The sequence below is a fragment of the Actinosynnema sp. NPDC059335 genome (genome assembly GCF_042752395.1).
Lineage (GTDB): Bacteria > Actinomycetota > Actinomycetes > Mycobacteriales > Pseudonocardiaceae > Actinosynnema.
Genome location: NZ_JBHYXZ010000220.1, coordinates 1 through 11205 on the forward strand (window position 1 = coordinate 1; position 11205 = coordinate 11205).

Annotated in this window: 11 protein-coding genes; 4 read left to right on the plus strand and 7 right to left on the minus strand. The window is 72.2% G+C overall.

Annotation, left to right across the window (positions count from 1 at the left end; genetic code table 11):
• Window positions 1–37: 37 nt before the first annotated feature.
• From pqqA to ACFXGA_RS37425, 4 genes are all read right to left on the minus strand, one after another.
• Entirely contained in the window at window positions 38–133 is a 96-nt protein-coding gene (pqqA, locus tag ACFXGA_RS37410; RefSeq protein WP_378096974.1) for a pyrroloquinoline quinone precursor peptide PqqA, read from the minus strand.
• Between the two features lie 74 nt (window positions 134–207).
• On the minus strand, window positions 208–1368 hold the full coding sequence (locus ACFXGA_RS37415) for a polysaccharide deacetylase (RefSeq protein WP_378096977.1): 1161 nt from the start codon (window positions 1366–1368) through the stop codon (window positions 208–210).
• Window positions 1369–1434: 66 nt separating this feature from the next.
• A complete protein-coding gene (locus tag ACFXGA_RS37420) occupies window positions 1435–2130 on the minus strand; it encodes a class F sortase (protein WP_378096980.1) in 696 nt (231 codons plus the stop codon).
• Window positions 2127–3548: a SpaA isopeptide-forming pilin-related protein gene (locus ACFXGA_RS37425; RefSeq protein ID WP_378096983.1), complete on the minus strand. Its 1422-nt coding sequence runs from the start codon at window positions 3546–3548 to the stop codon at window positions 2127–2129. Before ACFXGA_RS37425 ends, ACFXGA_RS37420 begins: the two co-directional genes overlap by 4 nt.
• Before the next feature lie 248 nt (window positions 3549–3796).
• Here ACFXGA_RS37425 and ACFXGA_RS37430 point away from each other — a divergent pair, with 248 nt between their 5' ends.
• Window positions 3797–4609, plus strand: coding sequence for a Bax inhibitor-1/YccA family protein (locus ACFXGA_RS37430; RefSeq protein ID WP_378096986.1), 813 nt, complete (start codon window positions 3797–3799; stop codon window positions 4607–4609).
• 191 nt (window positions 4610–4800) lie between these two features.
• Here the strand turns inward: ACFXGA_RS37430 and ACFXGA_RS37435 are convergent, their stop codons facing one another.
• The 3 genes from ACFXGA_RS37435 to ACFXGA_RS37445 are packed head-to-tail and all read right to left on the minus strand — an operon-like array spanning window position 4801 to window position 7124.
• The gene (locus ACFXGA_RS37435; protein ID WP_378096989.1) at window positions 4801–5007 is read right to left on the minus strand and encodes a hypothetical protein; all 207 of its coding nucleotides are present in this window, start codon (window positions 5005–5007) and stop codon (window positions 4801–4803) included.
• 60 nt (window positions 5008–5067) lie between these two features.
• On the minus strand, window positions 5068–6288 hold the full coding sequence (locus tag ACFXGA_RS37440) for an acetyl-CoA C-acetyltransferase (RefSeq protein ID WP_378096992.1): 1221 nt from the start codon (window positions 6286–6288) through the stop codon (window positions 5068–5070).
• 56 nt (window positions 6289–6344) lie between these two features.
• Window positions 6345–7124 carry an SGNH/GDSL hydrolase family protein gene (locus ACFXGA_RS37445; protein WP_378096994.1) on the minus strand — a complete coding sequence of 260 codons (780 nt, stop codon included), beginning with the start codon at window positions 7122–7124 and terminating at the stop codon, window positions 6345–6347.
• A gap of 97 nt (window positions 7125–7221) precedes the next feature.
• On the opposite strand from ACFXGA_RS37445, the gene ACFXGA_RS37450 reads away from it, so the two are divergent.
• The 3 genes from ACFXGA_RS37450 to ACFXGA_RS37460 all read left to right on the plus strand — a co-directional run bounded on the left by ACFXGA_RS37450 (window position 7222) and on the right by ACFXGA_RS37460 (window position 11062).
• Window positions 7222–8592: a cystathionine beta-synthase gene (locus ACFXGA_RS37450; protein ID WP_378096997.1), complete on the plus strand. Its 1371-nt coding sequence runs from the start codon at window positions 7222–7224 to the stop codon at window positions 8590–8592.
• A 150-nt stretch (window positions 8593–8742) separates the two neighbouring features.
• The gene (locus ACFXGA_RS37455; RefSeq protein ID WP_378097000.1) at window positions 8743–9828 is read left to right on the plus strand and encodes an RDD family protein; all 1086 of its coding nucleotides are present in this window, start codon (window positions 8743–8745) and stop codon (window positions 9826–9828) included.
• A gap of 82 nt (window positions 9829–9910) precedes the next feature.
• Window positions 9911–11062, plus strand: a complete 1152-nt coding sequence (locus tag ACFXGA_RS37460) for a cystathionine gamma-synthase (RefSeq protein WP_378097003.1) — start codon at window positions 9911–9913, stop codon at window positions 11060–11062.
• Window positions 11063–11205: the final 143 nt, after the last annotated feature.

Below are 11205 nucleotides of genomic sequence, written 5' to 3' on the forward strand. Positions count from 1 at the left end.
CCCGCCGGCCCCGGCCGACGGGCGCGCGGCGGGACGACTAGCCGCGAGCCGCGTAGGCGGTGACTTCCATCGGGGTCTCGACGTCCCGGAAATCGGGCTTGACCCAGGGGCGCTTCTCGGGCTCGGTGGTCATGCGCTACTCCTCGGATGTCGGTGCTTTCCGTGGGGCGGCGGTAACCCACCGTAGTGCCTCCGGCGGTCACCGCGCTAGTTGCGGGCGGCGGGCATGCGCCTCAACTGTTCCAGCACCACCGGATCCTGCAACTGCATCCACCGGATCACCTCGGTGTAGGTCGCGCACACCGTCTCCGGCTTGGCGCACACCTCGCCCAGGAAGCCCTCCACCGCGTTGCCGAACGCGCCGCCGGCCCACTCGTTGAAGTGGTTGCCGATCACCATCGGGGCTCGGTTGCCGTTGAACGCCGCCTGGTACACCGAGCGGTAGGTGTCCAGCACGATCCGGGTGTAGTCGCCGGACCGGTCCGGTTCGTCCTTCGCGCCGTTGAGCGCGTACCAGAGGTTGAAGTCCATCATCACGACCTGCTTGCCCAGCGCGGGCACGCGCACCTCCGGCATGGGGAACTCCCACAGCCCCTCGTGCACGAACGGCCACACCACGCCGAGGCTCACGTGGCTGGTGTCGTAGGCCATCCCGTGCCCGCGCATGGCCGGGAACGCCTGCGGCCAGTCGCCCTCCAGGCACGGCGTCCGCCCGCCGCGCACGGCCGCCGGGTCCAGCCTGAACCCCTGCTGCCGCGCCTGCTCCACGATGGCGAAGAACTGGTCGAGTTCCCGGTTCCACTGGTCGGTGGTCCAGGTGCCCACGTTCGGCTCGTCGCCGACGCAGAAGTGGCCGTTGTAGTGGGTGCCGATCTCGTGGCCCGCGTCGATGGCGGCGTTGAGGTACTCGATGCGCAGCGCCACGTCCGCCCGGCTGCCGCCGAACCCGATGGACGACGACCCGCGCGGGTGGCCGGGGCCGGTGTAGCGGGCGGCGTCCGCGTCGGGCACCAGGTACACGCCCGACAGCAGCCCCGTGACGTGCGCGTTCACCTGTTTCGCCAGCGGCATGATCCGGTCCCAGTGCGGCTTGGACGCCGCGCCGTCGAACGAGAACAGCACGAACTGCGGCGGCTTCTCGCCGGGGTGCATGCGCCGCATCCACGCGGGCGGCGAGGCCGCGGCGGGCACGGTCGGCGGGGCGGCGGTGGTCCCCGTGGGGCCCGTCGCGCGCGGCGCCATCGGCAGCGGCGCGGCCACGTCGCCCGCGTCGTGCCCCGGTCGGGGTTCGCGGGCCCCCAGCACCGCCAGCACCACGAGGGTGAGTGCCAGCGCGACGCCCGTGCTCAGCCAGCCCCATCGCTTCACGACAACAAGACGACCGGGCGTGTCCGGAGGTTGCCCCACCGTGACCGAACCACGGAGCGTGACGCGTCAGGCGACGGGCGTCGCGGTCACCACCTGGTTCTCCTCGTAGCCCGTCTCGCCGCCGACCCACCGGCCGCCGCAGGTCACCAGCACCAGCCGCGGCTCGCCGCGCGGCCCGAACAGCTCGACCGCCCGGGCCGGCAGCGCGTCCTTGCGCACCGCCTCGACCCGGCTGACCTGGAACGCGAACGTCCGGCCCGCCGTGTCGGCCACGGTCACCCGCTGCCCGACCGCCATCCGCCACAGCTCGTCGAACGGGCCGGTCACGCCCTTCCAGTTGACGTGCCCGGCGAGCACCGTCGCGCCCTCGGCCGCGCCGAGGTCCACGCCCCACCACGTCGCCTCGCCCACGCCCTCCGGGATCGGCAGCGCGCCGTCGGCGGTGACCTCCGCCCGCACCAGCGTCGCCAGGCCGCCGCCGGGCAGCCGCACCGTGCCCGGCTGCTGCTTCGGCGGGTCGGCCGGCGGCGGGGGAGCGGCGGGGGTCTCGGTCGGCGGCGCGGCGGGCGGGTTCGCGCCGACCGGCATGCCCGCCAGGTCCACGCCGCGCCCGGAGCGCGCGCTGTCACCCAACGGGTGCGGCACCACGGCGTCGCCGGGGGTCGGCGCGCCCGTCGACACGACCTCGGGCGCGCGGGTGGCGACGAGCGCGGCGGAGGCGAGCAGGGCCGCCACCGCCGCGCCGGTCAACAACGCCTTCACGAGCGCGCGGTCGCCCGCCGCCGGACCACCAGGCCGAGCAGCGTCGCGCCGATCAGCACGATGCCGCCGAACCCGACCAGCGCGCCGGTCGACACCTCGGTCGTGTACGCCGCCCTGGCGACCACGCCGGAGCCCTCGGAGCCGGCGTGGATGGTGATCGGCACCACCGGCTTGTCCGGTTTGTTCTCCAGCGTCGGTTCCAGCACCTTGCCGGGCTCGACCGTCCCGCACGCCTTGGGCGGCGCGTTCGGGTCGAAGAACTCCTCGTAGCCCTTGATCGGCGCGACCTCGATCACGCAGATCTCCTGCGGCGTGCGCAGGTCGGGCACCTCCGCGGTGCCGTCCGCGCCGGTCTGGAGCACGAGCGGGGCGCCCTCGGGCCCGGTCAGGTCGGTGTCGTCCTGCCGCTTCGCGGGCGTCGAGCCGTCCGGGCCGGTGATCTTCAGCGTCACGCCGGCCAGCGGCTTGCGGGTCTCGGAGTCGACCTTGACCACCTTCACCACGCCCGGCGGGGTCTTCGCCGTGGTGGTCGCGTTGGCGGTCAGCTTCTTCTCGCCGCCGGTGGTGACGATCCGCTGCATGTCCCGGTCGGCCGGCACGTGGACCCGCGGCCGGTCGGCCGGGCTGTCCAGCCGCACCGTGACCGACGGGTTCGGCCCGGTCGGCACGACCTTCACCGACAGCGCCTTGCCGTCGGTCGGCGTGGCCAGCTCGCCGGACGCCCCGCCGCTCTCCAGGGTCGCGTCGGCCAGCTCCACCGTCACCGGCGCGCCGGCCACCTGGCCGCCGTCGGTCTTGGTGATGTCCACCACCCACTCGCCGGGCGTGCCGATGACCTGCGGCTCCTTCGGCGCGGTCACCTTGGCCGCCCACGGGCCGCGGTTGGCCTCGGCCTCGGCCCGCAGCCGGTCCACCGCCTGCTGCGCCTGGCCGAAGCGGGCCAGCTGCCGGTAGTGGAAGCCCTCGTCGTAGGCGATGTGCCGGAAGTCGCTGGCGGGGTCCAGCGAGATGCCGGCCGCCGGGTCCTCGTACGCCGTCCACGAGTGGAGCAGGTGGGCCAGCGCGGCCGACTCGTCAGGCGACTGGGTGTTCGCGTACCTCAACAGGAGGTACGAGATGTTGCCCGCGACGTCGTCGGGCAGCTTCGCGCCGCCCTTGGACAGCAGCTCGTCGCCCTCCTGGTACTCCACCTTGCTGTCCGGCGCGAGCAGCGAGTACTGCACGCACCACACCTGCCGGCCCCGCCAGATGTAGGAGCCGAGCCAGTCACCGCCCGCCGGTTTGCCGGCGTACCCCTGGGGGTCGGTCTCGTGCCCGAAACCCTGCTTGACCTCGGGCTGCGCGCCGGCCGCACCGGGCACGGCGAGCAGGGCCAGACCGGTCGCGAGCACCGCGCCCGCGAGTCGTCTCCACCTCATGATGTCCTGAACCCCTCGGGCGAGCCGGTGGGCTTCGCCGGTCGGTCGGAAACTGCCGGGCTGAGCGTTACGGGTTCGTGAGGAGTTCGACAAGCCACCAGCGGAGTGGATCGCGACTACGCTCCGCAGCGCGGGGTGTGGATCCGAGATCGACAGCCCGAGTAAAGTCGCTTTTACCCGACGGGAACCGATCGACTCGTGTGGTCGTTGAACCCCGTGACGGCGTCAGCACGCCACAGGAGGACGAGGTGCGTACCACCAGCAACCCCGCGTTCCGCAACCTGCCGACCGGCGGCGGTAGCGGTAACTACGCAGGATTCGGCCAGCCCTACGGCCAGCAGTACCCGCCGCAGCAGTACGGCGGCTACCAGGGCGCGCCGCCCACCACCGGCGAGCGCCCGATCACCATCGACGACGTGGTGACCAAGACCGCCACGACCCTCGGCGTCGCCCTGGTCACCGGGTTCGTCTCGGCGTGGCTCGTGCTGTCCGGGCAGATCGCGCCGTTCGCGCTCGCGGTCCCCGGCATGCTCGTCGGCCTGGTCCTCGCGCTGGTCATCATCTTCAAGCGCACGCCCAGCGGCCCGATGGTGCTCGCCTACTCGGCGGCGGAGGGTGTGTTCCTCGGCGCCATCACCGGCGTCTTCGAGGCGATCTTCCCCGGCATCGCGTGGCAGGCGATCCTCGGCACGTTCGGCGTGTTCGGCGCGATGCTCGTGGTCTACAAGACCGGTGCGATCCGCGTCACCCCGCGCCTGACCAAGTGGATCATCGGCGCGACCGTCGGCGTGGTCGTGCTCATGCTCGGCAACCTGCTGCTCGGGCTGTTCGGCGTGAACATGGGCCTGCGCGACGGCGGCACGCTGGCGATCGTCTTCAGCCTCGTCGTGATCGGCATCGCGGCGTTCAGCTTCCTGCTGGACTTCGAGGCGGCCAACGAGATGATCCGCAGCGCGCTCCCGGCCAAGTACGCCTGGCTCGCCGCGTTCGGCCTGATGACCACCCTGGTCTGGCTGTACCTGGAGATCCTGCGCCTGCTGTCGTACTTCCAGAACGACTGACCCACCGCACACCGAAGGGCGTCCCGGCTCCCGGGGCGCCCTTCGCGCGTGTCCTACCTCCAGAACGCGCGTGTCCTACGTTCAGAACGCGCGTGTCCTACGTTCAGAACGCGTGAGTCCTACGTTCAGGACCCGAGAGTCCTACGTTCAGGACCCCTGAGTTCAACGCTCAGGACGTCGACGCGGCCGCGTCAGTCCCGCCACCGGTCGACCTCGCCCAGTTCCGACCCCACCTCGACCAGGCACGGCACGCACAGCGCCCCGCCCGGCGACCGCGTCACCAGCTCCGGCGGCACGGAGTGGGCGCACGCCGCCTCGAAGTACGCCTCCGACACCTGCTCCACGGCGAACGCGTGGCACAGCAGGTCGTACCCGCTGTGCCACCACACGTACGTCATCACGACCCCCGACCTCCTACTGAAGGGTAGGACGTCGGGTAACGGTATTCGTGACGTGGTTCAGCTCAACCGTTCGATGACCATCGCCATGCCCTGGCCGCCGCCGACGCACATGGTCTCCAGGCCGAACTGCTTGTCGTGGAACTGCAGCGAGTTGATCAGCGTGGTGGTGATCCGCGCGCCGGTCATCCCGAACGGGTGACCCACGGCGATCGCGCCGCCGTTGACGTTGAGCCGGTCCAGGTCGATCCCCAGATCGCGGTACGACGGGATGACCTGCGCCGCGAACGCCTCGTTGATCTCCACCAGGTCGATGTCGGAGATCGACATCCCGGCCCGCGCGAGCGCCCGCCGCGACGCCTCGACCGGCCCGAGGCCCATGATCTCCGGCGACAGCCCGGACACGCCGGTCGACACGATCCGCGCCAGCGGCGTGATGCCCAGCTCCTTCGCCTTCACGTCGCTCATGACCACCAAGGCCGCCGCGCCGTCGTTCAGCGGGCAGCAGTTGCCCGCCGTGACCCGCCCGTCCGGACGGAACACCGGCTTGAGCCCCGACACGCCCTCCATCGTCACGCCCGGCCGCGGCCCGTCGTCGGCGGACACGACGGTGCCGTCCGGCAGCGTCACGGGCGTGATCTCGCGCGCCCAGAAGCCGTTCGCGATGGCCTTCTCGGCGAGGTTCTGCGACCGCACGCCGAACTCGTCCATCTCCTGCCGCGTCACGCCCTTGGCCAGCGCCAGGTTCTCCGCGGTCTGGCCCATGGCGATGTAGATGTCGGGCAGCTGCCCGTTCTCCCGCGGGTCGACCCACTCCGACGCGCCGGACTCGGCCACGGCCGCCGTGCGGGCCTCGGCGTCGGCGAACACCGGGTTGTGGGTGCCCGGCCACGAGTCGGACGACCCGCGCGCGAAGCTCGACACCGTCTCCACGCCGGCGCTGATGAACACGTCGCCCTCGCCCGCCTTGATGGCGTGCAGCGCCATCCGGGTCGTCTGCACGCTCGACGCGCAGTACCGGGTCACCGTGGTGCCCGGGAGGTTGTCGTACCCCGCGAGCACGGCCACCACGCGGCCCATGTTGAAGCCCTGCTCGCCGCCGGGCAGGCCGCAGCCGAGCATGAGGTCGTCGATGTCGTTCGGGTCGAGCTGCGGCACCTTGGCCAGCGCGGCCCTGAGGACCTGCACGGTCAGGTCGTCGGCGCGGATGTCCTTCAGCGAGCCCTTGCCGGCGCGCCCGATGGGCGACCGGGCGGCGGAGACGATCACGGCCTCAGGCATTACGGAACTCCTTTGTTTCGCCGCAACGTGTGACGTGCAGCCTAGTTAACGCCCGTTCAGCGCGGCCACCACTCGTGACGAAGGACGCCGCACAGCGGGGCGAGCAGGATCGACGTCGCCGCCTCGTACCCGGTCGCGCTCGGGTGGAACCGGTCCCCGCTGAAGTAGTCGGCGTGCCGCGCCCGGAACTCGGCGGCCAGCAGGTCGCCCAGCGCGACCGCCACGCCGCCCGCCCGCTCCACCTCCACCCGCTGCGCCCGCGCCAGCCGCCGCGACCAGTCCCGCGCCACCGACCGCAGCGGCTCGGCGATCGGCCGCACCGTGCCCAGGTCCGGGCACGTGCCCACGACGACACCCACCCCGGCGTCCCGCAACCGCCGCACCTGCGCGCCCAGCAGCGCCGCCGACCCCGGGATCGACATCCGCGTGGTCACGTCGTTCGCCCCGACCACCACCAGCGCCACGTCCGGCGGGTCGGCCAGCACCCGGTCCACCTGCGCGACCAGGTCGCGCGTCGTCGACCCGGAGATCGCGTGCGTCTCCAGCCGCACCGGCACGCCGACCTCGTCCGACAGCCCGTTCGCCAGCACCACGCCCGGCAGCTGGGCCGGGTCGTCCACGCCCAGCCCGGCCGCCATCGAGTCGCCGAGCACCGCGAACCGCACCGGCGGCCCCTCGCCGGACCCGTGCACCCCGTCCGCCCGCAACGGCGGCGCGTCGGGCACCCCGATCACCGCCCGAGCCCGCCGCGACTGCTCGGTGAACAGCCCGTACGCCACCCCGGTCAACCCGCCCAACACCCCCGCGACCACCGCGAGGAGCCGGAACCCCCGCATCGCCGACCTCCCTCGTCCCACCCCATCGTCCACCGGGCCGGACGCCGCGCCACCGATATACGCTCAGCGCGTCCTCTCAAGAAGTGGAAGGTCCGTCGTGGAGTACGTCGAGAGCGTCGTAGACCTGGTCGGCAACACGCCGCTGGTGAAGCTCAACGCGGTGGCCGAGGGACTCCGGCCGCTGATCCTCGCCAAGGTCGAGTACCTCAACCCCGGCGGCAGCGTGAAGGACCGCATCGCGCTGCGCATGGTCGAGGCGGCCGAGCGCAGCGGCGAGCTGAAGCCCGGTGGCACCATCGTCGAGCCCACCTCGGGCAACACCGGCGTCGGCCTGGCGCTCGTGGCCCAGCGCAAGGGCTACAAGTGCGTCTTCGTCTGCCCGGACAAGGTCAGCGTGGACAAGCGCAACGTGCTCAAGGCGTACGGCGCGGAGGTCGTGGTGTGCCCGACCGCGGTCGCGCCCGAGCACCCGGACTCCTACTACAACGTCTCCGACCGCCTGGTGGCCGAGATCCCCGGCGCGTGGAAGCCGAACCAGTACGCCAACCCGGAGAACCCGGCCAGCCACTACCACGGCACGGGTCCGGAGGTGTGGCGGCAGACCGAGGGCCGGGTCACGCACTTCGTCGCGGGCGTCGGCACCGGCGGCACGATCTCCGGCACCGGCCGGTACCTCAAGGAGGTCTCCGAGGGCCGCGTGAAGATCATCGGCGCGGACCCGGAGGGCTCGGTCTACTCCGGCGGCACCGGCCGGCCGTACCTGGTCGAGGGCGTCGGCGAGGACTTCTGGCCGGACGCCTACGACCGCACGGTGTGCGACGAGATCGTCGCGGTGAGCGACGCGGACTCGTTCGAGATCACCCGCCGGCTCGCGCGCGAGGAGGGGCTGCTCGTCGGCGGCTCGTGCGGCATGGCCGTGGCGGCGGCGCTGCGCGTGGCCGAGACCGCGGGCCCCGACGACGTGATCGTGGTGCTGCTGCCCGACGGCGGCCGCGGCTACCTGTCGAGCGTGTTCAACGACAAGTGGATGGCGCAGTACGGCTTCCTGTCGCCCGACACGTCCGGCGCGACCGTCGGGGACGTGTTGCGGCGCAAGGACGGCACCGTGCCCGACCTGGTGCACGGCCATCCCAACGAGACGGTCGCCGAGGCCGTGGCGATCATGCGCGAGTACGGCGTCTCCCAGATGCCCGTCGTCAACGCCGAGCCGCCGGTCATGGCGGCCGAGGTCGCGGGCGCGGTCAACGAGCGGGACCTGCTCGACGCGCTGTTCACCGGCAAGGCCCAGCTGACCGACCGGCTGGACCGGCACATGTCGTTGAAACTGCCCACGATCGGCGCGGGCGAGTCGATCAGCTCGGCCATGCAGGCACTGTCCTCAGCGGACGGTGCGCTCGTGCTGGAGGACGGCAAGCCCGCCGGGGTGGTCACCCGGCAGGACATCCTGGGTTTCCTCGCAGGTCGCTGACCGGTTGTTCGACCGACGTCGACGTGTCCCGATCGTCATCGGGGATCGGGACGCGTTGACCGGTTGCGCGTGGCCAGGGCGGTCGCATCCGCTAGCGTTGGCCACCGACTCACGTACCTACGGCCCGTGCCAAGGGGGTTGGAAACTCCGATGAACGCTCCGCAGCCGCCAGGGAACCAGCAGTTCGGCGGTCAAAACCAGCAGGAGCAGGGGCAGGGTGCCCAGCCCCCGAACGCCGACGCGACGCAGGTCGTGCCGAGCGGTGGCCAGCCGCCTGCCTTCCCGCCGCCGGAGGCGACCCAGGTCGTGCCGTCCGGCCAGCAGCCCCCGTCGAACCCGGACGCGACGCAGGTCGTGGCGCCGGGCACGGGGCAGCAGCCGCCGTCGAACCCCTACGGCCAGCCGGCGCAGCAGCCGGGCTCCGGCGGGTTCCCGGCCCAGCAGCCGCCGCCCTACGGGCAGCAGCCGCCCGCGCAGTACGGCCAGCAGCCGTACGGGCAGCAGCCGTACGGGCAGCAGCCGCCGTCCAACCCGTACGGCCAGCCGCAGGCGAACCCGTACGCGCAGCAGCAGCCGTCCAACCCCTACGGCCAGCCCGCGGTGGCCAACCCGTACGGCCAGCCGCAGCAGGCGTGGGGCGCGCAGCCGGGCTACGGCGCGCAGCCCGCTTACGGCGCGCCCGCCGGCGGTTACGCGGAGTGGGGCAGCCGCGCGGTCGGCGCGTTGATCGACTACGCCGCGCCCGGCCTGGTCGTGGGCATCCTGGCGTTCATCGGCGGGGTCAGCGGCGACCCGACGATCGCGCTGATCCTGAGCGGCATCGCGTACCTGGGCCTGATCGGCTTCATCATCTACAACTCGTGGTACCTGGCGGGGACCACGGGGCAGTCGATGGGCAAGAAGATCGCCAAGGTGAAGCTGATCAAGGAGGAGACGGGGCAGCCGATCGGCTTCGGCAACGCCTTCGTCCGGCACCTGTGCCACTTCGTCGACTCGCTGCCCTGCTACGCGGGCTGGTTCGCGCCCCTGTGGGAGGTCAAGAAGCAGACGTGGGCCGACAAGATCATGGGCACGGTCGTGGTCAACGCGCCCCAGGCCGCGGGCCCCGGCGGCTACCCCGGCACGGGCGGGTACGGCCAGCAGCCGAACCCCTACGGCCAGCCGCCCGCGTCCAACCCGTACGGCCAGCCGCAGCAGCAGAACCCGTACGGCCAGCAGCCGCCCCAGCAGTGGTGAGGTAGCCCGTCTGTTCACCCGACCGCCCGTCGGCCATCCGGTCGACGGGCGGTTGATTTTTCGGCCGCCGTACCCTAGACGCATGACGGACACCGGCCACTACGGTTTCGCGACCAGGGCTATCCACGCCGGGCAGGACCCTGACCCGACCACGGGCTCGGTCATCGTGCCGATCCACGCCACCTCCACCTACGCGCAGGACGGCGTCGGCGGGCTGCGGAGCGGGTTCGAGTACTCCCGCACCGGCAACCCGACCCGTGCCGCGCTGGAGGAGTGCCTGGCGGCGCTCGAAGGCGGGCGGCACGCCAGGGCGTTCGGCTCCGGCATGGGCGCGACCGACGCGGCCCTGCGCGCCATGCTCCGTCCCGGCGACCACGTCGTGATCCCGAACGACGCCTACGGCGGCACGTTCCGGCTGATCGACAAGGTGCTGTCGCACTGGGGCGTCGAGCACACCCCGGCCGCGCTGTCCGACGTCGACGCGGTGCGTGCGGCGATCCGGCCGAACACCAAGGTGGTCTGGATCGAGACGCCGACCAACCCGCTGCTCAACATCGCCGACATCGCCCTGCTCGCGCAGGTGGCGCACTCGGCGGGGGCGCGGCTGGTGGTGGACAACACGTTCGCCTCGCCGTACCTGCAGACGCCGCTGGAGCTGGGCGCGGACGTGGTGCTGCACTCGACCACCAAGTACGTGGGCGGTCACTCGGACGTCGTCGGCGGCGCGCTGGTCACGTCGGACGACGAGCTGGACGCGCAGTTCGGGTTCCTGCAGAACGGCGCGGGCGCGGTGCCGGGGCCGTTCGACGCGTGGCTGACGCTGCGGGGCATCAAGACGCTCGAATTGCGCATGGAGAAGCACTCGGACAACGCCGAGAAGGTCGTCGAGGCGCTGCTGCGGCACCCCAGGGTCACCCGCGTGTACTACCCGGGCCTGCCCGACCACCCCGGCCACGAGGTCGCGGCGAAGCAGATGCGCCGGTTCGGCGGGATGATCTCGTTCACCGTGGAGGGGGGCGAGGAGGCGGCGCTGGCCGTCTGCGCCCGCACCCGCCTGTTCACGCTGGCCGAGTCGCTGGGCGGCGTGGAGTCGCTGATCGAGCACCCGGGCCGCATGACCCACGCCAGCACCGCCGGCTCGCTGCTGGAGGTCCCGTCCGACCTGATCCGCCTGTCCGTGGGCATCGAGTCCGCCGACGACCTGGTCACCGACCTGCTGACCGCCCTCTCCTGACCCGCGAGCCCAACGCCCAGCCCGCGCGTGTCCTACGTCGGGAACGCGTGAGTCCTACGTTGGGAACGCGTGAGTCCTACGTTCAGGACACCCGAATTCAACGTTCGGAACACCCGGCCCCCGGGGCGCGCCCCCCCGCGCCG

Coding starts and splice junctions, on each gene's coding strand:
- pqqA (WP_378096974.1), bottom strand. CDS start 133: ATGACCACCGAGCCCGAGAAGCGCCCCTGGGTCAAGCCCGATTTCCGG.
- ACFXGA_RS37425 (WP_378096983.1), bottom strand. CDS start 3,548: ATGAGGTGGAGACGACTCGCGGGCGCGGTGCTCGCGACCGGTCTGGCC.
- ACFXGA_RS37435 (WP_378096989.1), bottom strand. CDS start 5,007: ATGACGTACGTGTGGTGGCACAGCGGGTACGACCTGCTGTGCCACGCG.
- ACFXGA_RS37440 (WP_378096992.1), bottom strand. CDS start 6,288: ATGCCTGAGGCCGTGATCGTCTCCGCCGCCCGGTCGCCCATCGGGCGC.
- ACFXGA_RS37445 (WP_378096994.1), bottom strand. CDS start 7,124: ATGCGGGGGTTCCGGCTCCTCGCGGTGGTCGCGGGGGTGTTGGGCGGG.
- ACFXGA_RS37455 (WP_378097000.1), top strand. CDS start 8,743: ATGAACGCTCCGCAGCCGCCAGGGAACCAGCAGTTCGGCGGTCAAAAC.
- ACFXGA_RS37460 (WP_378097003.1), top strand. CDS start 9,911: ATGACGGACACCGGCCACTACGGTTTCGCGACCAGGGCTATCCACGCC.